A 22,757-nucleotide genomic window follows, 5' to 3' on the forward strand; every position below is an offset into this window, starting at 1 on the left:
CATGCCGCGCAGACGACAGTTCCTTGGCTATCTTCCGCTTGCCCTGACCACCAGCATGGTCGTCACCGCAGCCCTCGGCAGCCGCCAGGCCCGTGCCGCCAACATGCTCGGCGAGCAGGAGCCGGCAGCTGTGAAGCTGGGCTACAAGGCCGATACCGCCAAGGTCGACGCCCAGAAATTCCCGGCCCACAAGCCATCGCAGACCTGCGCCAACTGCCAGCTCTATCAGGGCGACAAAGGCAGCGCATCGGGCGGATGCGTGCTGTTCGGCGACAAGGAGGTAGCGGCCAAGGGGTGGTGCAGCGCTTGGGAGCAGGGCTGATTCCCGGTCGATCCGTCAGTCGGCTGGCACGTACCGCAGCGTGCCGGCCTGCCGCGCCGGGGCGCCGGTATCGTTCGGGTGGTTGATGCCATCCATGACCGGCACCTCGGCGAAGTCGAACGGGCTGACCCCATCCAGGCAGGCTACGTTCACGCCATACAGGTTCGGATTCGATCGCCGTTGCAGGTGCGTATGGATGCCGCAGCGGGAACAGAAGAAATGTTGCGCCGATCCGGTGTTGAAGCGGTAGCTGCTCAGTAGTGCCTCACCTTGCAGGAACCTGATTCCGCCGATTTCCGCCGCGGCCACGACGGCGCCGCGCATCCGGCAGTAGGAACAGTTGCAGCGGCGCACCGTGTTGAAGCCGTCGCCGAGTGTCACCTCGAAGCGCACCGCGCCGCAATGGCAACTACCGGCCCGCTGGTACTTTTCGCTCGTCATGTTGCAAGTCTCCCCTTGTATCAAAGTCCCAGGCAAACCGCGCCGGCCGTCACGACCAGGCAGGCCAGCCAGCGCGACCGGCTGACCGTTTCGCCAAGGAACACCCTTCCGATCAGCACCGCGAACACCACGCTGGTCTCGCGCAACGCCGACACTGCGCCCATCGCCCCGGACTGCAGCACCCAGATCACGATGCCATATGCGACCAGCGACACCAGGCCACCCACCAGCGACACGCCAACGGCCACCGGCTCGGCGCGAACCGGTGCCCAGAGCGCCCCGGCGCCACGCATCGCCACGAACAGCACCGGCATCAGCCAGTAGAACAGGAACATCCACGCGGTGTACGCAACCGCCTGTCCATCGGACAGCCTTACGCCAATGCCGTCGATCACGGTATAGAGCGCAATCGTCGCGCCAGTCGCCAGCGCGGACAACGCCCCCGCGCGTGACACATGGCGTCCCTGCAGCGCAATGGCAACGATGCCTCCCGAAATCATCGCGACACCAAGCACATGGAGCGGGCTGATCGCCTCCTGTGCGAACAGCGCCGCGCCTAGCGTGACCAGCAGTGGCGACGAACCGCGCGCAACCGGGTAGGCCACCGCCAGGTCGTTGCGGCGATAGGACCGTACCAGGCTCATGTTGTAGAAGATATGCACAAGCCCCGACGCGACGATGTACGGCCATGCGGCGCGGGCCGGCAACGGGCTGGACATCACGATGAGCGTGGCAACCGCCGCAATGGCGATGCTCATCCACGTCATGGACAGGAAGCGATCGCGATTGCCGTGCAGCATCGCGTTCCAGCTCGCATGGAGCAAGGCCGCCAGGAGCACGACGCCGCCGGTAAGACTGAACATAGGGATGCAGGGCTGAAAGTGAGCGGGAGACAACGCCAACAAGACTGACAGGCAGGATATCTATCTTGTAACGGCCCGACAATCGAGATAAATTGCCCCGTCGCGTTAGAAAATCTCTTATTAATGAAACGGGTATTGCCTCCGCTGAACGCCTTGCGGGCCTTCGAGGCCGCCGGCCGGCTCGGCAGCTTCAAGGACGCCGCCGCAGAGTTGCATGTGACGCACGGCGCGGTAAGCCAGCAGATTCGGCTGCTGGAGGAATGGCTGGGCGCGCCGCTGTTCGACCGGCACAACCGGCGCGTGGCGCTGACACCGGCCGCGCGGGCCTATCTGGACAAAGTCGGCCCCTTGTTCGAGCAGCTCTCGCAGGCCACCGCGCAATACGGCGTGCCGGAGGCCGTCGCCCGGACCCTGTCCGTGAACGCGTCCGCCACGTTCACCCTGCGCTGGCTGGTACCCCGGCTGGCGGCCTTCCGCGCCGGGCATCCCGATGTGGAGGTCAGGGTCGAGACGTCGAATGCGCCGCTGGAAAGCCTGCGCGAAGGCTATGACGTCATCATCCGGGGCGGCCCGGACACGTTCTACGGCTACGCGACGCGGTCTTTCCTGATCGAGGAACGGGTGCCGGTCTGCAGTCCGGCACTGTTGGCGCGCGTGCCGCTCCGGTCGCCGGCCGACCTGCGCCAGCACACGTTGCTGCATACCTCCAGCCTGCCCCGGCTGTGGCCCGACTGGCTCGCCAGCGCACAGATGCCGGCGCTGATTCCGGCCGCCACCCTGACCTTCGACCACTTCTACCTGCCCCTGCAGGCCGCCATCGACGGCATCGGCATCGCAATGGGGCCAATCGCGCTGGTGGCCGACGACCTGGCCGCTGGCCGGCTTGTCGAGCCGTTCGCTGCGCCACGCCTGCCATCGCGCAGCTATTGCACGTACGTGCCGAACGAGAAGGCTGGCGATGAACTGGTCGGCCAATTCTGCGCCTGGCTGGAACACGAGGGCATGGCGTGCCGGGCAGCGGTTCGCTAGCCCGCCGCCGGCCGTTCACAGGCGGCGCCCGGAATATTTTCAGGAATTCCGAGAATAGGTGGTCTGTTCTGGATTCTCGCGGGACATAGCAAGTAAGACCCTCTTGCCGATGTTCGCAGTCCGATCCACGTATGCCCTCTGACAGCCACGCTTTTCGTCCTTCGACACTGATTCCGCGCACCCTTCTTGCCGCCGCCCTCCATGCTTCGGGACTGATCGTTGCAGTACCCGCCTTCGCGCAGGGCGCCCCAGCGCAGGCCGCCGCCGTCCGCGCCTATGACATTCCCGCCGGCGACTTGCAGGCCGCGTTGAACCGTTTCGGGCGCGAGGCGGGCATCCTGCTGGCGTTCACGCCGGAGCAGACGGCAAACCTGACCACCAGCGGCCTGCACGGCCAGTATTCGGTGCAGGCGGCGCTGGATCAGCTGCTGGCCGGCACAGGCCTCGGGGTGACCCGGGACAACGGGAGCTATCTTCTTGTACGCCGGGAAACCGTGCCCGGGGCCCCCCAGGACAACGCCGCAAGCGGGGCTACCCTGCCGCAGGTGACCGTCAGCGCCACGGGCCCGGCCGACAGCTATCGCCCCCAGCCCAGCCCGTCCACGCTGCGGTCGGATTTGCCGCTCCAGGACACGCCCCAGGTCGTCAACATCGTTCCCGCACAGGTGCTGCAGGACCAGCGGCCCCGCAATCTCGACGATGCATTGGGCAACGTCAGCGGCATCACCCAGGGCAACACGCTGGCGGGCACGCAGGACACCATCATGAAGCGCGGCTTCGGCGGCAACCGCGACGGCTCGGTCATGCACAACGGCATGCCCCTGGTACAAGGGCGCGGCTTCAACGCGGCGGCGGAAAGCGTGGAAGTGGTGAAGGGACCGGCATCGCTGCTGTACGGCATCATGGACCCGGGCGGGGTCGTCAATATCGTCAGCAAGGTTCCGGAACGCAAGCGCCGTACGGAACTGTCGCTGCGCGGCTCTACCTACGGGCACGGCAAGAACGGCGCCGGCGGCACGCTCGACACCACCGGCGCGGTTGGCGATACGCCGCTGGCCTACCGGCTCGTCGCGGACTACACCGACGAGCAGTACTGGCGCAATTTCGGCGTTCACCGGGAAACACTGATCGCGCCATCGGTGGCCTGGTACGGCAAGGAAACCCAGGCCGTGCTGTCGTACGAGTACCGCAAGTTCCTGTACCCGTTCGATCGTGGCACCGCGCTGGACCCGCGTACGAACCAGCCGCTGCCGATTCCGAGCCGCCGACGGCTTGATGAATCGTTCAACGAGATGGGCGGCGAATCGCACCTGGCGCAGCTGTCGGTGGACCACCAGTTCAATGCCGACTGGAAGGGCCATTTCGGCTACAGCTACAACCGCGAGACGTACGACGCGGGCCAGCTGCGCGTGACCGGCGTGAACACCACCAACGGCACGCTGAGCCGCAGCAACGACGCCACGCATGGCGCGTTGAGCACGGACAGCTACGGCATTGCCTATGTCGACGGCAATTTCAAGGTTGCCGGGATGCGCAACAACCTGCAGATCGGGATGGACCACGAGTACCGGCTGATCTATCGCAGGGACCTGCTGCGCCAGGCCACGAAGTACACGTTCAGCTATCTGAATCCGGTCTATGGCCTGGAAAGCCCGTCCACCACGGTATCGGCCAGCGACAGCGACCAGACCGACTCGCTGCATAACACGTCGGTCTTCCTGCAGGACAGCCTGTACCTGACCGACAAATGGATTCTGGTGGGCGGCCTTCGCTACATGACCTGGAGCCAGATGGCCGGGCGCGGCCGGCCGTTCACGACCAACACCGATATCTCGGACAACAAGTGGCTGCCGCGCGCCGGCATCGTGTACAAGGCCACGCCAGCGGTATCGGTTTATGCCAGCTACACGGAATCGCTCAAGCCGACATCGACCATCGCGCCGCTGAGTTCCGGCGTGGTCATCGATTCCTCGGTGGCGCCGGAAGAGGCCAGATCGTGGGAACTGGGCACGAAGGTGGACTTCGTTGGCGGCCTGACCGGCACCTTCGCGCTGTTCAACATCGACAAGAAGAACGTGCTGGTGTCCCAATACAACGACGTCACCAAGCTGACGGACTGGCGGACATCGGGCAAGGCACGCTCGCGCGGCGCAGAACTGGACATTACCGGGCAGATCGGCAACCGCTGGAACGTGATCGCCAGCTATGCCTATATCGACGCCAAGACCACCGAAGATCCGCTGTACGCGGGCAACCGGCTCTGGAACGTGGCGCAGCACACGGCGTCGCTGTCGGCCGTCTATGACTTCGGGCAGATCTTCGGCGGCGACCGCCTGCGGCTTGGCGGCATGGTTCACTACGTGGGCAACCGCCCTGGCGATTCGGCCAACAGTTTCTCGCTGCCCGCTTACACGCTGTTCGACGCGTTCGCCACCTACGAGACGCGCATCAGCGGCCAGAAGGTGCGTTTCCAGCTGAACGCGAAGAACCTGTTCAACCGCGTGTACTACCCGTCCAGCGCCAACCGGTACTTTGTCGCCGTGGGCGACGCCCGGCAGGTTTCGCTGATTACCACCTTCGAGTTCTGACCATGAGCGAATCGTCAACAACCGGCCAATCGGCAATCAGGAGGCTTGCAAGGCTGGCGGGCCTGTGGACCGCCAGCGCCATCTGGGCCGCAACCGCCGCCGCACCCGTTTCGGCCGCCGACCGCAGCATCGCGCTCGTGACGCAGGTATCGAGCCCCAGCGCTGCGGCAGACCAGATGGTGAAGGCCCATCTGGAGTCGCGCGGCTATCGCGTCACCATCCATAACCAGGACGTGGCGCCCGAAACCGTGTCCAACGCCGATTGCGTGATCCTGTCGTCGACCGTCTCCGCCAAATCGATGCAGGCCGGCTGGCGGCAACTGCGCGTGCCGCTGATGACCTGGGAGAACGACTACCTCGACGATCTGGCCATGACCGGCAAGCGGCATGATGCCGACTTTGGCGAGGCCCCACGCGAACGCTACGTCTGGCTGGTCAACGCGCCGCATCCGGCCGCCGGGGGGCTGCCGGCGGGCGCGGTCAACGTGTACCGGAAACAGGCGGCCATGAGCTGGGGCAAGCCGGGACTGGGCGCGAGCACCATCGCCACGCTCTACGGCCAGCCCGACAAGGCCGCCGTCTTCACCTACGAGAAGGGCGCAACGATGGACTACGAGTCCATCGCGCCAGCGCGACGCGTCATGTTCTTCCTGGACAACGAGACGTTCCCCAACCTGTCGGCCGAAGGACTACGCCTGTTCGACGCCGTGCTCGACTGGGCCGCGCAGCCCGGGCAGAAGTAAAGGCGTCTGCCACCCCCGACATCAGGCCAGCCACGCCAGGGCCTCGGCGAGCGACAGCACCTCGGTGCGCGACGCAAACGCCGTGGCAAACAGATGATCGTGGACGACCTGGTCGGGGTCGTAGCAGCAATCCTTGACCGTCACCAGCCGGAAGTCCGCATCGCTGGCATATGCAACCGACGACAGCATCACGCCGGTCGAGGCGATGCCCACCATGACCAGCGTGTCGATGCCCTGAGCCGACAGCCGCACCTGCAGGTCGGTGCCGAAGAACACGCTGGCCCTATGCGCGAGGATCACGGGCTCATCGGGCTGGCGGCCAAGCTCGGGCGATATCCGGTCTTCGACGAACAGCCCGAGTTGCCGGATGCCCTGCCCGTTCCGGTTCAGCGGACTGATCTCCGGATAACCCGGCGCGAAGTGGATCTTCGCGAAGTAGACGCTGACGCCCCGTGCGCGCGCCGCGTCACAAAGCCTGCGCGTGTTGGCAAGCAAGGTGGGCGCGACCTCCGGAAACAGGTTCAGGATGTCGGTCTGATAGTGCATGACCACCAGCGCCGTCTGCGCTGGCACACATGTCGGCATCGGCATGCTCGCTCCGCGTTCTTCAAACAGTTTGCAGCCTATGCGGCACCCGCAAGATCAGCCGCGGCGTGCGGCCTCGATGGTGGCGATGTCGATCTTGCGCATCGTCATCATGGCGTCGAAGACACGCTTGGCCGCCACGCGATCAGGGTCGGTAATGCCTGCCAGCAGCACGCGCGGCGTGATTTGCCACGAAATCCCCCAGCGGTCCTTGCACCAGCCGCAATCGCTTTCCTTCCCGCCGTTGTCGACGATTGCGTTCCACAGGCGGTCGGTTTCGGCCTGGTCGTCGGTGGCAATCTGGAACGAGAACGCCTCGCTGTGCTTGAAGTGCGGGCCGCCATTGAGCCCCACGCACGGAATGCCGGCCACCGTGAACTCCACGGTCAGCACATCCCCAAGCTTGCCGTCGGGATAGTCACCGGGCGCCCGCATCACCGCGCCGACCTTGCTGTCGGGAATATGCCCGGCGTAGAAGGTGGCCGCATCCAGCGCGTCCCGCTCGAACCACAAACAGATCGTGTTCTTGCTGCTCATGCTGTGTCTCCTGATAGGTGTCCGGCGACAGGTATCTTACTCCCGCCATCCGAAAAGCCGCGCCGAAAGCCGGCACGCCAATCCTGCGAGGATTCGTAGATGCGTACGGTCGCCCAGGTACTGGCGCAAGCGCTGGATCGCTGACGCACGCCGGCTACCGTGCGGCGGGCCGGCGTATCAGGACCACCCGCCGCCCAGCGCCCGGAACGCCGACACGGCGGCACGGGCGTTATCGGCGCGCACCATGGCCTGCTGGTCGCGGGCGGCCAGCAGCTGGCGATCCTCGTCCAGCACCTCGAACAGACTGACTGCGCCGCCCTTGTAGGCATCCTCGGACGCATTGCGGGCGCGTTCATGCGCCCCCACCTCCTTGTCCAGTTCCAGGCGCTGGGCGTCGAGCTGGGTCAGCGATACCAGCGCATTCTCGACATCCGCCGTGGCCTGCAACATCGCCTGGCGATAGTTCGCCAGCGCCTCGGCGTAGGCGCCTTTTGCGCCAGCCACCTCGGCATCGACGCGCCCGAAATCGAACAGGCGCCAGCGCAGCCCCGCCGTGGCCGCCGGCTGGAACGCCTGCGCCGTGAACAGCTTGCTGGCCGACAGGCTTTCGAACCCGAGCAGCGCCGACAGCGACACCTTCGGGTAGTACTCGGCCGTGGCCACGCCGATACGCGCATTCGACGCGGCCAGCCGGCGCTCGGCCGCGATGACATCGGGACGGCGCTGCAGCAGGTTGGCTGGCCCCTGTGCCAGCGCCACCTGGGGCACGGTCAGCGCGCCCTGCGAATCGCGCAGTTCGGCGGCATAAGTACCCGGTTGCGCGCCCATCAGGACATCGAGCCGATTCAGCTGCGTTTCCAGTTCGATGCGCAGCGGCGGAATCGTGACGCGTGTCTGGGCCAGTTGCGCCTCGGCCTGGGCCTGCTCGCGCTCCGCGCCAATGCCATCGGCCAGGCGCAGCCGCACCAGGTCAAGCAGGCGCTGGTTCGTGGTGACCTGCTGCTCGGCAATGGCGATGCGGCTTTGCGCGGCCCGCACGCGGAAATAGGCATCGGCCGCCTCGGCCGCCACCAGGATGCGCACCCCCAGGTGATTGGCTTCGGCCGCCTGCAGTTCGGCGTTGGCCGCCTCGGCACCGCGCCGCAACCCGCCGGCGAGGTCGATTTCCCAGGTAGCGGCCGCGCCCACCGAATACAGCGTCTGTCCGCGCGTGTAGCCCGGGAACTTGCTGCCGATCTTGCCCAGCGGGCTTTCCAGTGACTGCCGCTGCTTGCTGACATCGCCGTAGGCACTGCCCTGCGGCAGCAGTTCTGCACCGGCAAAGCTGGCGGCGGCACGAGCCTGCTCCACGCGCGCCACGGACGCCGCCATGTTCAGGTTCTGGTCCAGTACGCGCTGGACGATCGTGGTCAGTACCGGATCGTTGAAGCCGTTCCACCAGGTATCCAGCGATACCGGCTGGCGCACGTCGTTGACCGGCGCCACTTCCGCCGCATGCCGATACGCCTGCGGGGCATTGACCGCCGGTGCGTGATAGTCGGGCCCGACTGCCGCGCAGGCCACCAGCCCGAACATCACCGCCACCGATGCCGCCAGCGTAGCCGTCCGCTGAACCCGCCCGCCTTGTGCCTGTTTCGTCATCTCGAATTCCTTTCCTGGACGCTCATGCAAATCTAACTTGCACGATGATAGTTACTAGACTAGACTAACTTTCATCTTGATAGCAACATGTTTTTTCGAGAGGTGACAAGGATGCAGCGAAAGTCACACAAGGAATCGGCCTGCCCCACGGCACGCGCGGTAGAGCGGGTTGGCGACACATGGTCGGTACTGATCCTGCGCGAGGCGTTCTACGGCGCCACCCGTTTCGACGATTTCCAGAAACGCCTGGGCATCGCGCCCAACATGCTGACGCGGCGGCTGACGAAGCTCGTGGATGAAGGGCTGCTGGCCCGCCGGCCCTACAGCACCCACCCGCCGCGCGACGACTATGTGCTCACCGCCCGCGGCCGCGATTTCCGGCCGGTGCTGCTGATGCTGATGGAATGGGGCACACGCCACTTCGCGGACCAGGCCGACACCGTGCAACTGGTGGAGCGCCAGACCGGCCGCGCCGTGCGCATCGCGCTGGTCGATGCCGACACGGGCCAGCGCATCACCGAAACCGATCACTACATCGCCCCCGGCCCCGCTGCCAGCCCGGCACTGCGGGCGCGCCTCGAACGCTCGGCCACGGCACAGGCCAGCGCGCAAGGCGACGCCGAACCCATCGAAACCACCCCTCTCGCGCCTGCCGCAGGCGTTATCCAAGTACGGAGCCTTTCATGACCAGCAGCACCACAACCGCCGATCGCGCGCCTGCCGATGCCACCCCCACCAAGGCCAGGCCCGGCAGGAAAGCCCTGCTGATCCGCACCGGAGGCGCGCTGATTGCGCTGGTCGCCGCCGGCTACGGCTATCACTGGTGGACCGACGCCCGCTTCGTACAGGAAACCGACGACGCCTACGTGGGCGGCGACGTCACGCTGATCGCTGCCAAGGTGCCCGGCTACCTGACCGAGGTGCTGGTGACCGACAACCAGGCCGTGCATGCCGGCGACCTGCTGGCGCGCATCGACAACCGCGACTACCAGGCCGCCGTGGCCAAGGCCGAAGGCGCCGTGGCGTCCGAACAGGCACTGATCGCCAATCTCGATGCCCGCGCGAAGCTGCAGGAAGCCGTAATCGCCGAAGCCCGCGCCAATGTGGCGGCCACCGACGCAGAAACCGTGCGTGCCCGCGACGACCAGGCGCGCTACGCAAGCCTGGTCGCCAAGTCAGCCGTGTCGATCCAGAGTTCGCAGAAGGCCGATGCCGATTTCAAGCAGTCGGTTGCCAACGGCCAGAAGGCCAAGGCCAGCGCGGAGGCCGCCCGGCGGCAGCTCGACGTCATCGCCACACAGCGGCAGCAGGCCGAGGCGGCGCTGGCGCAGGCCATTGCCGAACGCGACCTGGCGCGCCTGAACCTGGGCTACACCGAACTGCGCGCCCCGGTGGACGGTACGGTGGGCAACCGCCGTGCGCGCGTCGGAGCCTATGCGCCAAGCGGCGGACAACTGCTGTCGATCGTGCCCGCGCGTGGCCTGTGGGTCGACGCCAATTTCAAGGAAGGCCAGCTGGCCCACATGAAGCCCGGCATGCGCGCCACCATCGTGGCCGACGTCATGCCCGGCAAGGTGTTTCATGGCCGCCTGGAAAGCCTGGCACCCGCCACGGGCGCCCAGTTCAGCGTGCTGCCGCCCGAGAACGCCACCGGCAACTTCACCAAGATCGTTCAGCGCGTGCCGGTGCGCATCGTGCTGGACGATGCCGACGCCCGGCTCGGCCTGCTGCGCCCCGGCCTGTCCGTGGTGGCCGAAATCGATACCCATGCCGGGCCGGCGCAGGCAAGTGCGCAGGCCGACGAACCGCATCTGGAACAGGCATCGAGCAAGTCATGAACACCGCCGTCTCCCAAAGCCCGGCGGGGCCAGCCGCCAGCGCACCCGTCGCGCCTCTCGCATTGCCGTCGCCGGCCGACCTGCCGATGGCCACCCGCGTGCTGGCCTTCGGCACGATGTGCGTGGGCATGTTCATCGCATTGCTCGACATCCAGATCGTCTCGGCATCGCTGCGCGATATCGGCGGCGGCCTGTCGGCCGGCACCGACGAAACGGTCTGGGTACAGACCGCCTACCTGATCGCCGAGATCATCGTCATTCCGCTGTCCGGATGGCTGTCCCGCGTGATGTCCACGCGCTGGCTGTTTGCCGCGTCGGCCGCCGGCTTTACGGTGACCAGCCTGCTGTGCGGCATCGCCTGGAACATCCAGAGCATGATCGCCTTCCGCGCGGCCCAGGGTTTCCTGGGCGGGTCGATGATCCCGATGGTCTTCACCACCGCGTTTGCGTTCTTCGCGGGACGCCAGCGCGTGGCGGCCGCCGCAATCATCGGCGGCCTGGCGTCGCTGGCGCCCACGCTGGGGCCCACGGTAGGCGGCTGGATTACCGACAACTACTCGTGGCACTGGCTGTTCTTCATCAACCTGGTACCGGGCATCTTTGTCACGGTGGTGGTGCCGATGCTGGTCAGGATCGATCACCCCGACTGGTCGCTGCTCAAGGGTGCGGACTACCCCGGCATCGTGATGCTGGCGCTGTTCCTGGGCTGCCTGGAATACACGCTGGAGGAAGGGCCGCGCTGGGACTGGTTTGGCGACCAGACCATCCTGACCACGGCGTGGATATCGGGCATCGCCGGCATCGGCTTCCTGTGGCGGTCCCTGACGTTCGCCAATCCCGTGGTCGATCTGCGCGCGCTGAAGGACCCCAACTTCGCGCTGGGCTGCTTTTTCTCGTTCGTCACGGGTATCGGCATCTTTGCCACGATCTACCTGACACCGCTGTTCCTGGGTCAGGTGCGCGGCTACAGCGCATTGCAGACCGGGCTGGCGATCTTCTCGACGGGCCTGTTCCAGGTGATGTCCATCCCGCTCTACGCGTTCCTGGCAAACCGCGTGGACCTGCGCTGGCTGCTGATGTTCGGCCTGGCGCTGTTCGCGCTGTCGATGTGGAGCTTCGCGCCGATCACGCATGACTGGGGCAGTGCCGAATTGATGCTGCCGCAGGCCATGCGCGGCATGGGGCAGCAGTTCGCCGTGGCACCCACGGTAACGCTGACGCTGGGCGCCCTGCCGCCCGCACGGCTCAGGCTGGCATCGGGCCTGTTCAACCTGATGCGCAACCTGGGCGGCGCCATCGGCATCGCCGCCTGCGCGACGATCCTGAACGACCGCACCAACCTGCACTTCCTGCGGCTGGCCGAGCATCTCAATATCCGCAACGATGCGATGACCGAGTTCCTGAGCCAGTCGACCGCGCGCCTGGCCACGCTGAGCAACGAGGTCAACGACGGCAACGCAGCCGCCATTCGGCAGCTGTGGGCGCTGACCATGCGCGAAGCCCATACGCTGACCTATGCCGATGCCTTCATGGTGATCCTGGCGTGCTTTGTAGTGGCAATCCCCCTGGTGCCGCTGATGCGCAAGGTGATGCCGCCCAAGGCACCGTCGGCCGATGCCCACTAAGGTGACAAAGCCATGATGCGTACCGTTCTTCCCCTGCTGCTGGCGGCGCTGGCCGTCAGCTTCCTGGCATTGACGACATCGGCGGCATGGGCCGCTGGCCGGCCGCCGCCCGACACGTCGGTGGGCTGTGCGCGCGCCGACAACCAGTATTGCCGTATGCCCGGCGTGCCCGGCGCATACGGCGAAGCCGGAGACAGCGCGCCCGGCGCGGTGGCGTGACAACCACTACACTAACGAGCACAACAGGAGACAGCATGACCACCACGTCCACCACGACACAGACCCATCCGAAGGTTGCCCTGGTCATTGGCGCCGGCGACGCCACGGGCGGCGCCATCGCCCGCCGCTTTGCACGGGAAGGCTATATCGCCTGCGTCACGCGCCGCACGGCCGACAAGCTGCAGCCACTGGTCGACGGCATCCGCGCCGAAGGCGGCCAGGCGTTCGGGTACAGCAGCGACGCCCGCAAGGAAGAGGACGTGGCGCAACTGTTCGCGCAGATCGAATCCGAGCATGGCCCCATCGAGGTACTGGTGTTCAATATCGGCGCCAACGTCCCCAGCAGCATCCTCGAGGAAACGCCGCGCAAGTATTTCAAGATCTGGGAAATGGCGTGCTTCAGCGGCTTCCTGAACGGGCAGGCCGCTGCGCGCCGCATGGTGGCACGCGGACGCGGCACCATCCTGTTCACGGGCGCCACGGCGGCGCTGCGCGGATCGGCAAACTTCGCCGCGTTTGCCGGCGCCAAGCACGCGCTACGCGCGCTGGCCCAGAGCATGGCGCGCGAACTTGGCCCGCGCAACATCCACGTGGCCCATGTGGTGGTCGACGGTGCCATCGACACCGCCTTTATCCGCGAAACGTTCCCCGAACGCTACGCGCTGAAGGACCAGGACGGCATCCTGGACCCCGACCATATCGCCGAGAACTACTGGTACCTGCACACCCAGCCGCGCGACGCATGGACGTTCGAACTCGATCTGCGGCCGTATATGGAGCGCTGGTAGGCGGAGGGGGCGGGCCGTCAGGTACGCAGATCGGCCAGCATCTGCCCGGCCAGGAAGTCGCATGGCGGCCGGTTCGACGCGGCGCTGCGGGCCAGTACGACGTCCAGTGCCGGCAACGGCGGCAGGCCATCGGCTTCGCCAAGCACGGCCAGGTGTGCCGGAATACTGCAACGCGCCAGCGGCGCCACGGCCAGGCCCGCCTCGACCATGCTGATCAGCCCCAGCAGGCTCGGGCTCTCGTACGACGTGCGGTAGCGGATATTGGCCTGCTGCAGGGCGGCAATGGCGTGCGCACGGGCCGCGCTGCCCGGCGCGAACACGGCGATCGGCAGCGGACGCTCCTTCCAGATCGGCCTGCCGCCGCGCGCCGCCACCCATGCCATCGGCTCCTGGCGGATCGTTTCGCCCGTGACGCCGCGCGTCTTTGTCAGGCACGCCAGGTCCAGCGTGTTGTCCTTGAGCAGCGGAATCAGCGCATTGCTGGCCATGCCGATCACGCGGATTTCCACACGCGGATGCGCGGCCGCGAACTTGCGCAGCACCGTGGGCAGCAGCGACGACGCGTAGTCGTCCGGCACGCCGATCGTCACCCGGCCGCGAATCTCGGGCCGCACCACGGCTGCCCAGGCTTCCTCGCGCATCGCCAGCATGCGCCGGCCATAGTCGACCATCGTCCGGCCGTCGTCGGTCAGCGCCACGTTGCGGGTCGTCCGCACGAACAGCGGCTTGCCCAGCACATCCTCGATGGTCTTGATCTGCATGCTGACCGCCGAGGGTGACCGGTGCAGCGTTTCGGCCGCCCGCGCGAACGAACCCGCCTCGGCCACGGCCACCACCATCTCCAGAACGTCCAGGTCGAGCTTCTTCATCGCATCAGTTAATCTGAATAATGCGATCAATATATCCCGTTTTACTTATTTATCGCCGAAATCGATACTGCATCCATTGCCGATCAACGACGCGGATGGACGCCGATGAGAACGATGTACGAATTCCTGGCCGTGGGTGGCCTGCTGGCGGTCACGCCGGGGCCCAACATGGTCTATGTGATGGCACGCTCGGTCTCGCAGGGTACCCGCGCCGGACTGATTTCGCTGGCGGGCGTGATGCTGGGATACCTGACCTATATGCTGAGTGCCGCGTTCGGCATCAGCGCGCTGTTCCTGGCGATCCCCGGCGCCGGACGGCTGCTGGGCCTGGCCGGCGCCGTCTACCTGCTCTACATGGCCTGGCAGATGCTGCGTCCTGGTGGCCGCTCGCCGCTGCAGGTGCAGACCGTCGGCAGCGAACCGCCGCGCCGGCTGTTCGCGATGGGCGCCATGACGAGCCTGCTAAATCCGAAGCTGGCGCTGGTGTTCCTGTCGATCCTGCCGCAATTCATCGACTACCGCGCCGGCGGCGTGCTGGGCCAGACGCTGATGCTCGGCCTGGCGCTGACCGTGGCCTTCGCCGGCGTCAACGCGCTGGTAGCCATGTCGTCGGGCCGCGCGGCGGCGCTAATGACCGGCCGCCCCCAGTGGCTGCTGGCGCAGCGCTGGGTGGCGGGCGGCATCCTGGCCGTGCTCGGCGCCAAGATGGCACTCGATTTCTGGCACTGGACGCATTGAGGCGGCCAGCCCCCCGTGCATGCCTGGCAACAGGTAGCGACGGCTGGTTTCGATGAACACGGAGCGGGCAACCTCGGGGAGCGTCATGGCGGTATCTCTGGACGATGTCGGAACGATGCCCGATCGTAGCCGCTGCGCCGCATCCTGGCTGCTGTACAAGAGGCTCAGTTGCTTCCACCTTGACGCATGTTCGCCTCATCCGTTCGGATAGGGCGGCACCACCCGCGCGTGTTGCCTGAACCTGTATTCAGGCGTGCCCCGACCTGACCTGCGCGATGACCACGAGGATCACCGCCGCGTTGGCCGGCTGCTGGGTCTGGGCATAGACCGCGCGTGCATGGCCGGCCTTCTCCCCCAACACTTCGGCGAACAGGTCCGACGCACCGTCGACCACGGCTGGCTGGTCCAGCATGCCCGGGGCGCTGGTCACGTAGCCTTCCACACGCACGATATGGTCAAGGCGCTCGAAGCCGCCCAGGTGCGCGTGGATCTGCGCCAGCACGTTCAGCGCCGCCAGCTGGGCGGCCTGCTTGCCTTCGGCCACGGTCAGGTCGCGGCCGACCTGGCCCTGCCAGACCACCTTGCCGTCCTGCAGCGGCAGCTGGCCGGAGATGAACAGCAGATCGCCCGCGCGGCTCACGGCGGTATAGCTGCCCAGCGGCCGCGGGGGTGACGGCAAGGTCAGGCCGCGCGCGGCCAGTTTTGCTTCGACGGACATGGTGACTCCTGGGTCTGTAGTTTCCTGCTGCTTCGGCGCGGCGCGCCGTTCGCTTGGAACCCACTATAGAAGTCACCGATGTGCCGATAAACGGACCCGGCAGAACATGAATTGATACACCCGGGAACAAGTGCCCCGTCCACCACGGGGCGCGGCCGGATTTCGCGTGTGCGTCGGAGCGACGCCCAGGCCTAGAGCTCGGCCCAGCGCCGGAGCAGGTTGTGGTAGTGGTTCACCAGGGCCAGCACGGCGTCCTGGTCGTCGCCGAGCCGCTGGCGGATGTCGATGATCGCCAGGTCCAGTTCGTACAGCATGCTGCGCTGGCCGTCGTCCTTGACCATCGACTGGGCCCAGAAGAACGAGGCCCAGCGCGCCCCGCGCGTAACCGGCGTCACGGCGTGCAGCGACGACGCCGGATAGACCACCATATGCCCTGCCGGCAGCTTGACGGTATGCGAACCGTACAGGTCCTTGATGACCAGTTCGCCGCCGTCGTACTCGTCGGGGTCGGACAGGAACAGCGTGCTCGACACATCGGCGCGGATGCGCATGCCGCCGGTTCCGGGCACCGTGCGGATGGCGTTGTCGACATGCGTACCGAACGTCATGGCGCTTTCGTAGCGGTTGAACATCGGCGGCAGCACCCGCAGCGGCAGCGCCGCCGAGTGGTAGGTCGGGCTGCGGCCCAGGGCCGTCAGGATCAGCTCGCCCAGTTCGCGCGCCTCGGCGCTGTCCACCGGCACCTGCAGGTTGTGCTTCGACCGGGCGGCGAGATCGCCGGCCGTCACGCGCCCGTCCACCCAGGCCGAGCGCTCCAGGCGCTCCCTGCAGTAGCGGATCTCTTCGGGCGTCAGGACATCGGGAATCTGGACAAGCATGGGATGCAATCAGGTCAGCGGGATTGGCCGCGAAACCGCCATGGTAGCGGCTTCGCGGCGCTCGGGACCAGCCGGTCAGAACGTCATGCCGACATTGAGCAGGAACGTGCGGCGCGACGTGGGCACCGCGCGCACCGCGCCGAACGACGACTGATAGTTCAGGTGGTTGGTCAGGTTGTAGCCGTTCAGGGAGATGCGGTACTTGCCCTGCTTGTACGCGATCATGGCGTCCAGCGCGAAGTTGTCCGGCATCTTCGTGGTATTGGCCGAATCGGCCCAGTAGCCCGTGGCGTATTGCAGGCCACCGCCAATGGTCAGCTGGCCCGGCACCGGCAGCAGCGTGTGGGGGATGTCATAGGCCGTCCACAGCGTGACGTTGTGGCGCGAGACACCGGGCGCCGTATTGCCGACGATGGACGCGGTGGTCGCCGACGTGACCTCGCCGTTCAGGTACGCATAGGCCACGTTGGCGGTCCAGCCGCCGACGATGCGGCCGCTCAGGCCCAGTTCCAGGCCGCGGATGCGGCGTCCCTCGCCGGAATCCGAGAACCCGTTGGTGATATCGCCCGTGGTCGGGTCCACCGTGTAGGCGTTGGTCTTCTTGGTCTGGAACAGCGCGCCGGTCACACCCAGGCGCTTGTCGAGGAAGTCGAGCTTGGTGCCCACTTCGATGGTATCGGCACGCTCGGGCTCGTTGCTGAAGCCATTCTGCGGCACCTCGGACGCCACGCCGCCCACGGCCACGGCAATGTCGGTGCCCACCGGCCGGTACGTGCGCGAGAACGACGTGTAGAACATGTAGTCCTTGGTCGGCTCCCAGATGGCACTGATGGCCGGGCTCAGCTTCTTCGAATCCGCACTGCCGCCCAGCGACGACGCGCTGGTCGAATATTCGCTGCGGAAGTAATCCCAGCGCAGGCTGCCCAGCAGCGAGACCTGGTCGTTCAGGTACACGCGGTCGCTCATGAACACGCCGATGTCGGTGGAATTGGCGTCGCGCGTGGAGTTGTAGGCCACCGTGGCATTCGGGCTGTTGTAGAACACCGGGTTGACCACGGTCTGGTTGTTCATGCGGCCCGTCCAGGTGCCCTGGTCGCGGTGGTCGCGCTGGTAGATCGTATCCAGGCCCACCATCGCCTTGTGGCGGATGCTCCCGGTCTGGAACTCGCCCTTGGCGCTCAGCACGTTCTGCACGCCCCAGCCGCGCTGCAGGTACGTCACCCCGCCGCCTGCCGCGTAGGGCAGCGCCAGGTTGCGGCCGGACAGCAGCGTCTGCAGGTTGGCATATGTCAGCGCAGCCGGGTTGGTCGACGAGAAATCGCGCTCGTAGAAGCTGAAGCGGGTGTCGTTGCTGATGGTGATGCCGTTGTCGAGCTTCGTCATGAAGTTCGACGACACGATATGCGCGTCGGTGGTGTCGCGGTCGGTATTGCGGATATACGACGTGGACGACGACACGCCCGGCACGCCGTATTCGGTCAGCGGCCGGTAGAAGCCGTCGGCGCCCTGGGCTACGGACACGCCGTAGTCGGGCGCGCCGCTGCGGTGCAGGTACGAGTAGTTCAGGTGCCATTCGGTGCGGGTGCCCAGGCCGGTGCCGAAGTCGATGGCCACGCCGCGCCGGTCGTCGTCAACGTGGTCGCGGTCGGCCACGCGGCCGTTCTGGAACACGCCGTTGATGCGCAGCGCCGAGGTGTCGTTGAGCTTGAAGTTGCTGTCCAGCGTGGTGCGGTACGTGGCATCCGACGCCATGCCCTGGTCGATGCTCGTGCTGGTATGCAGGTTGGCCTTCTTCGTGGTCTGGTTGATCAGCCCGCCCACGTTGCCGACGCCGAAACTCTCGCCCGACGGCCCCTTGATGACCTCGACGCTCTCGGTGTTGAACGCGTCGCGCTTGTAGGCACCGAAGTCGCGCAGCCCGTCCACGTAGATGTCGCCCTTGGCGGACAAACCCCGGATCCGGAACTGGTCGCCGTTCTGGCCGCCATTGCCCTCGCCCGTGGAAATCGTGATGCCGGGCACGTTCTTGAGGATCTGCTCCAGCGACGTGGCGTGCTGTTGCTCGATGACCTCCTGCGGTACCACGTTGATCGTCTTCGGCGTTTCCTTGACCGTCTCGGGCAGGCGCGAGATGCCGGTCGGCGCGTCATTGGCGTTGCCGATGCCCTGGCCGGTGACGGTCACCTGCGGCAGCACATTGCCGCCGGCCACCATGGCCGCACTGGCTGCCGCCTGGGCGTGGACGGCAAACGGGACCATGACCAGGCCCGCGGAAGCGCCTGAGACCAGCAGGCGGATGGCATTCGAGATTTTCTTTTGCTGCACGGAAGACTCCAGCACGATTTGAGTTTCGGACCCGACGTGCTGCCGTGCTTCGGCTGGACCTTCAACACTCCCCGTCAAAGAGGTTGCACAACGCCCCTGCCGGACGGCAGGCATGGCAATCACGTCAAAACGAGAATGATTGCTATTTGATGTTGTGCAGGTTTGCTCGATTGTGGCGAATTGTGGCAATCGCATGACAGCCACATGTTGCCGCCACCGCCGCGCTGGCTAGTTGGGCAGGTCGATCAATGCCCGGAGGCCGCCTTCCTGGCGGTTTTGCAGCGAGATATCGCCGCCATGCGCGCGGATGCACGAACGGGCAATCGCCAGTCCCAGCCCCACGCCGCCGCTGTCCATGCTGCGCGCCGAATCCAGCCGGGTGAATGGCTCGAAGACGCGTTCGAGCTGTTCGGGGTCGATGCCCGGCCCGTCGTCCTCGATCTCGATGCGCAGGGACTTGCCAACGGTGTCGGCCAGGATCCTCACGCAGACGTTGCCATGGCGCACGGCGTTGTCGATGATGTTGCCCAGCGCCCGCTTCAGATGCACTGGCCGGCAGCGGTAGAACATGCCCGCGTCCACCTGGCTGGTCCAGCTCACGCTGCGGCCCTGGATTGTCTGGTTGTCCACCACCTCGCGCACCAGGTCGCAGATCTGCACATCCTGCGTGGGCTCCTGCAGCGCCTCGTCGCGCGCAAAGCGCAGCGTCTCTTCCACCATGACACCCATTTCGTCGATGGTCTGCACCATGGCGTCGCGCAGCTCGGCATCGTCGATCAGCTCGGCCCGGATGCGCAGCGATGTCAGCGGCGTGCGCAGGTCATGCCCGATGGAGGCAATCATCTGCGTGCGCCCGTTGACGAAGCGCACCAGGCTTTGCTGCATGTCGTTGAAGGCCTTGGTGATCTCGCGCACGCCGCTGAGTCCATCGGACGCGGGCAGGATCACCTGCTCGCCGCGGCTGACCCGCTTCGAGGCTTCGGTCAGCCGCCGCAGCGGCCCCATGATGCGGCGGCCGAACAACAGCGCGATCAGCGCCGTTGGCAGCATGCCGACCACCAGCGAGAAGCTCAGCACCCGCGACCAATGGGCCGGCAGCATGGTCGGCCAGTGCCGGCTGTGCAGCCACTGGCCCTGCGGCAGCCGGACATCGACATCGAGCGCGGTGGCCTGGGTGCCCCGGAACGCCTTTTCGAGCCAGTTGCCCCGGTCTTCGGCGCCGGTGACGCCGGGCACCGGCTCGGTCTGACGCAGCCGTACATATATGGAGGCATCTCCAGGCACGCCAAGCAGGCGGCGCAGGCGCAGCGCCAGCGCCTGTTCGGGCTCGGTCATGGCCGTGGCGGCAACCTCGGAACGGGCCGCCAGGCCGAACGTGGAATCGGGCAGGCTGATGTCATCGAGCCATTCGGCTGGATCGTCAGCGCGCGCGGCCACGCGGTAGGCGGAAAGAATGCGGGTCTCGATGGTGCGGACCGACAGCGGGTGGATGGTGACGTTGTCCGCGCGCCACCATGACAGCACCAGCACGGCAATCACATGCGCGGCCAGCATGGCCAGCAGCCACAAGGCCACCAGTTGCCCCGACAGGTTTCGCGGAAACAGCCTCATCAGTGTTCGAGCGTGACGCGGGTGGCCAGCAGGTACCCGTCGCCGCGGACGGTCTTGAGCATGCCGGGGCGCCGGGGGTCCGGTTCCAGCTTCTTGCGCAGGCGGCTCACCTGGCTGTCGACGCTTCGGTCGAAGGCCACGGTTTCCGAGCGCTGGGTCAGGTCCAGCAACTGGCTGCGGCTCAGCACCCGATTGGCGTTTTCCACTAACGCGCGCAGCAGATGGAATTCGGCGGTGCTCAGCGGCACCGCCTCGTCGCCCGGGTTGCGCAGTTCCCGCGTGGCGGTATCGAATGTCCAGCCGCTGAAGATAAAGCGGCAGTCGGGCTGGGCCAGCGGCTCCGGTACGGTGGCGGGCATCGGGGTCCGGTTACGCCGCAGCACGCTGCGGATGCGGGCCACCAGCTCGCGTGGATCGAAAGGCTTGACGACATAGTCGTCGGCGCCGATTTCCAGTCCGGCAATGCGGTCTGCCTGCTCGGTCACTGCCGTCAGCAGGATAACCGGCGTCCCGACGTGTTCCGATACATAGCGGCACAGCGACAGGCCATTTTCCCCAGGCAGCATGATATCCAGGACGATCAGGTTGAAACTGCGTTCGTCCAGCCGCTGGCGCATGGCCTTGCCATCCCCGACCGCCTCGACATCAAAATCGAAACGACGCATATAGGTCGCCAACGGATCACGAATGTTCTTGTGGTCGTCGACGACCAATATCCGGGGGCGTATTTCCATGCCTTACTCAGCTTCTCTTCAAATAAGAATCATTATCGAAATTCTACCGAACCCGGCTCGCGAGACCACCGGCTCCCCCTGCCGGTGACGAATTAATGTCCGGCTAACGAACGTCGGCTAGCCTGCCCCAACGTTTCCACTGCGGCCCAACGGCCTCCCGGCAGCCCGATGCGTACCGGGCACACGTACGGTTTGCACGGGACGAATGTCCCGCCCCGGCCCGATTGGCATTGTCATGCCACCGCGGCAACGGCTAGCCTGCGTGGCCACCCGCTGCCGGTCGACACTCTCGGCCGGCAGGCAGAAACCAAGCGCCCTGATATTCCGGAAATGCCTGGCGAAAAGCATCCATCGTCGATCCAGCTGCTGGAGACACACCGTCTCTCACCCAATGTCGCCCGCGTTGCGCTAATGGAGATCCTTATGGAATCGCCGCAGCGCCATTTGACGCCCGAGCAGCTTTGCGCGGCGATGCTCAAGCGCAATGACGGCCAATCCATTTCCTCATTCAAGAAGGCCATTTACGACCTGGCCGATCTTGGGCCGCTGGCGCGCGTCGTCGTATCGGACAGGAAAAACCGGGCGATGACGTTCTACGAACTGGCCGACCAGCCGGTTCACCGCCATCTGTACTGCACGCGCTGCGCCAGCCTTGCCGAAGTGTTCGACGCCGCCCTGGAGCAGACCGTACGCCAGCACTTCCTGGCCCATGGACTGGTACCCGCCAAGGCCGATCTCGCCCTGCCAGGGCTTTGCGCGGACTGCCAGGTAGCGCTGGCGGCCGAAATCCGCCCGGCAGCCGAAGGAGCCGGCCCGTCGGCGCCCGCACGATTCAACGGCTGACCGCCGGCACCAGCAGGTCTTCGAAGAAATAGGCCGCCAGCTGATGCCGGCCTTCGAGCTTGGCCTTGGCATAGACGTTGGCGGCGTGCTGCCGCACCGTCTTGGCGCCGCTCTCTCGCACACCGGCGATTTCCTCCAGCGACAGGCCCTTGACCAGCAGCAGCGCCACATCCTTTTCGGCCGGCGTCAGCTTCCAGGTGTCGAATTGCTGCTGCATCGACTTCAGAAAATCGCGCGTGGACCGCTGCGATGCCTCGTCGCGTTCGGCGTTGGCGCGTGCCGCCGCATCAGCCGATGCCTTCAGCATCTCGAATTCGTGCGCGGCGCGCCGGCGTTCGCGAATCACCAGGTACAGGATCACCAGGAACGCCCCCGTGGCGGCCACCTCTGTCAGCAGGTGATAGGACGGGCCGCTATGGAGCAGTTGATACAGGTCCCAGGCCTGGTAGGCCGGAAACACCATCAGCAGGAAAGGAAGTTTGTAGGGCATCGACGCGTCCGGATAGACGCCTGGCCGGAAAACCGTAACAGAACCGACACAGGCGCCCGTAAATGTAACTGATTCTCACTTATATCGAAAGCACCGCCGACTGCAGACCGCAAATCGTGCGCTTTGCGCCACAAAATGAGCATCGGACATTTGTCCCAGACCACGAAAGTTCATCGGCATCCCCCTCACAAATGGCTTGGAGAGGCAGGACATCCGCCCCGGATTTCGATCCATCCCGTATGAATTGCGAATGATTCCTATTAGTGTCTTTTGGCTCGCCTGCAGCCCGACCCCGGGTGGCGCGCCGCCAGACGCCGACGAAATGCAACGCC

23 protein-coding genes are annotated in these 22,757 nt (G+C 66.0%); 11 read left to right on the forward strand and 12 right to left on the reverse strand.

The annotated features are described in order from the left end of the window. Position 1: 1 nt before the first annotated feature. Positions 2-322, forward strand: a complete 321-nt coding sequence (locus tag ACOABP_RS20190; RefSeq protein ID WP_474229793.1) for a high-potential iron-sulfur protein — start codon at positions 2-4, stop codon at positions 320-322. A gap of 15 nt (positions 323-337) precedes the next feature. Here the strand turns inward: ACOABP_RS20190 and ACOABP_RS20195 are convergent, their stop codons facing one another. Both ACOABP_RS20195 and ACOABP_RS20200 read right to left on the reverse strand, forming a co-directional pair. Then, positions 338-763, reverse strand: a complete 426-nt coding sequence (locus ACOABP_RS20195) for a GFA family protein (RefSeq protein ID WP_474229794.1) — start codon at positions 761-763, stop codon at positions 338-340. A gap of 20 nt (positions 764-783) precedes the next feature. Further along, positions 784-1,626, reverse strand: coding sequence for an EamA family transporter (locus ACOABP_RS20200; protein WP_474229796.1), 843 nt, complete (start codon positions 1,624-1,626; stop codon positions 784-786). Positions 1,627-1,749: 123 nt separating this feature from the next. Between ACOABP_RS20200 and gcvA the strand changes: the two genes are divergently transcribed. From gcvA to ACOABP_RS20215, 3 genes are all read left to right on the forward strand, one after another. Then, entirely contained in the window at positions 1,750-2,655 is a 906-nt protein-coding gene (gcvA, locus tag ACOABP_RS20205) for a transcriptional regulator GcvA (RefSeq protein ID WP_474229798.1), read from the forward strand. A gap of 131 nt (positions 2,656-2,786) precedes the next feature. Next, the gene (locus tag ACOABP_RS20210) at positions 2,787-5,243 is read left to right on the forward strand and encodes a TonB-dependent siderophore receptor (RefSeq protein ID WP_474229799.1); all 2,457 of its coding nucleotides are present in this window, start codon (positions 2,787-2,789) and stop codon (positions 5,241-5,243) included. Between the two features lie 2 nt (positions 5,244-5,245). Then, complete coding sequence (locus tag ACOABP_RS20215) at positions 5,246-5,986, forward strand: hypothetical protein (protein ID WP_474229801.1); 741 nt, start codon at positions 5,246-5,248, stop codon at positions 5,984-5,986. 21 nt (positions 5,987-6,007) lie between these two features. Here the strand turns inward: ACOABP_RS20215 and ACOABP_RS20220 are convergent, their stop codons facing one another. The 3 genes from ACOABP_RS20220 to ACOABP_RS20230 all read right to left on the reverse strand — a co-directional run bounded on the left by ACOABP_RS20220 (position 6,008) and on the right by ACOABP_RS20230 (position 8,749). Next, entirely contained in the window at positions 6,008-6,577 is a 570-nt protein-coding gene (locus ACOABP_RS20220) for a cysteine hydrolase family protein (RefSeq protein WP_474229803.1), read from the reverse strand. A 51-nt stretch (positions 6,578-6,628) separates the two neighbouring features. Continuing rightward, complete coding sequence (locus tag ACOABP_RS20225) at positions 6,629-7,108, reverse strand: VOC family protein (RefSeq protein ID WP_474229804.1); 480 nt, start codon at positions 7,106-7,108, stop codon at positions 6,629-6,631. A 177-nt stretch (positions 7,109-7,285) separates the two neighbouring features. After that, complete coding sequence (locus ACOABP_RS20230; RefSeq protein ID WP_474229806.1) at positions 7,286-8,749, reverse strand: efflux transporter outer membrane subunit; 1,464 nt, start codon at positions 8,747-8,749, stop codon at positions 7,286-7,288. 111 nt (positions 8,750-8,860) lie between these two features. On the opposite strand from ACOABP_RS20230, the gene ACOABP_RS20235 reads away from it, so the two are divergent. From ACOABP_RS20235 to ACOABP_RS20255, 5 genes are read left to right on the forward strand one after another with little or no spacing between them, the layout of a single operon-like run. Next, complete coding sequence (locus tag ACOABP_RS20235; RefSeq protein ID WP_474229808.1) at positions 8,861-9,436, forward strand: winged helix-turn-helix transcriptional regulator; 576 nt, start codon at positions 8,861-8,863, stop codon at positions 9,434-9,436. After that, positions 9,433-10,587, forward strand: a complete 1,155-nt coding sequence (locus ACOABP_RS20240; RefSeq protein WP_474229810.1) for an HlyD family secretion protein — start codon at positions 9,433-9,435, stop codon at positions 10,585-10,587. The genes ACOABP_RS20235 and ACOABP_RS20240 overlap by 4 nt, the downstream gene beginning before the upstream one ends. After that, positions 10,584-12,212, forward strand: coding sequence for a DHA2 family efflux MFS transporter permease subunit (locus ACOABP_RS20245; protein ID WP_474229812.1), 1,629 nt, complete (start codon positions 10,584-10,586; stop codon positions 12,210-12,212). Before ACOABP_RS20240 ends, ACOABP_RS20245 begins: the two co-directional genes overlap by 4 nt. Positions 12,213-12,224: 12 nt before the next feature. Further along, on the forward strand, positions 12,225-12,431 hold the full coding sequence (locus ACOABP_RS20250; protein ID WP_474229814.1) for a hypothetical protein: 207 nt from the start codon (positions 12,225-12,227) through the stop codon (positions 12,429-12,431). Positions 12,432-12,466: 35 nt separating this feature from the next. Beyond that, positions 12,467-13,219, forward strand: a complete 753-nt coding sequence (locus ACOABP_RS20255) for an SDR family oxidoreductase (RefSeq protein WP_474229816.1) — start codon at positions 12,467-12,469, stop codon at positions 13,217-13,219. Positions 13,220-13,236: 17 nt separating this feature from the next. Here ACOABP_RS20255 and ACOABP_RS20260 read toward each other — a convergent pair whose 3' ends face one another. Then, positions 13,237-14,088: a LysR substrate-binding domain-containing protein gene (locus ACOABP_RS20260; protein ID WP_474229818.1), complete on the reverse strand. Its 852-nt coding sequence runs from the start codon at positions 14,086-14,088 to the stop codon at positions 13,237-13,239. Positions 14,089-14,193: 105 nt separating this feature from the next. Here ACOABP_RS20260 and ACOABP_RS20265 point away from each other — a divergent pair, with 105 nt between their 5' ends. Then, positions 14,194-14,826, forward strand: coding sequence for a LysE family translocator (locus ACOABP_RS20265; RefSeq protein ID WP_474229820.1), 633 nt, complete (start codon positions 14,194-14,196; stop codon positions 14,824-14,826). Positions 14,827-15,073: 247 nt separating this feature from the next. Here ACOABP_RS20265 and ACOABP_RS20270 read toward each other — a convergent pair whose 3' ends face one another. The 5 genes from ACOABP_RS20270 to ACOABP_RS20290 form a co-directional block, all read right to left on the reverse strand. After that, positions 15,074-15,544, reverse strand: a complete 471-nt coding sequence (locus ACOABP_RS20270) for a RidA family protein (protein WP_474229822.1) — start codon at positions 15,542-15,544, stop codon at positions 15,074-15,076. Between the two features lie 191 nt (positions 15,545-15,735). Next, positions 15,736-16,422 carry a Fe2+-dependent dioxygenase gene (locus ACOABP_RS20275; RefSeq protein ID WP_474229824.1) on the reverse strand — a complete coding sequence of 229 codons (687 nt, stop codon included), beginning with the start codon at positions 16,420-16,422 and terminating at the stop codon, positions 15,736-15,738. A 75-nt stretch (positions 16,423-16,497) separates the two neighbouring features. After that, positions 16,498-18,747: a TonB-dependent receptor gene (locus ACOABP_RS20280; RefSeq protein WP_474229826.1), complete on the reverse strand. Its 2,250-nt coding sequence runs from the start codon at positions 18,745-18,747 to the stop codon at positions 16,498-16,500. A gap of 228 nt (positions 18,748-18,975) precedes the next feature. Next, on the reverse strand, positions 18,976-20,358 hold the full coding sequence (locus ACOABP_RS20285; protein WP_474229828.1) for an ATP-binding protein: 1,383 nt from the start codon (positions 20,356-20,358) through the stop codon (positions 18,976-18,978). Next, positions 20,358-21,092 (reverse strand): response regulator, encoded by a 735-nt coding sequence (locus ACOABP_RS20290; RefSeq protein ID WP_474229830.1) that lies wholly within the window; start codon positions 21,090-21,092, stop codon positions 20,358-20,360. The genes ACOABP_RS20285 and ACOABP_RS20290 overlap by 1 nt, the downstream gene beginning before the upstream one ends. Before the next feature lie 423 nt (positions 21,093-21,515). Between ACOABP_RS20290 and ACOABP_RS20295 the strand changes: the two genes are divergently transcribed. Then, the gene (locus tag ACOABP_RS20295) at positions 21,516-21,935 is read left to right on the forward strand and encodes a Fur family transcriptional regulator (protein WP_474229832.1); all 420 of its coding nucleotides are present in this window, start codon (positions 21,516-21,518) and stop codon (positions 21,933-21,935) included. On the opposite strand, the gene ACOABP_RS20300 is transcribed toward ACOABP_RS20295, so the two are convergent. Beyond that, on the reverse strand, positions 21,925-22,425 hold the full coding sequence (locus ACOABP_RS20300) for a helix-turn-helix transcriptional regulator (protein ID WP_474229834.1): 501 nt from the start codon (positions 22,423-22,425) through the stop codon (positions 21,925-21,927). The genes ACOABP_RS20295 and ACOABP_RS20300 overlap by 11 nt on opposite strands. Positions 22,426-22,757 lie beyond the last annotated feature (332 nt).

This window comes from Cupriavidus sp. HE11, from assembly GCF_056097175.1.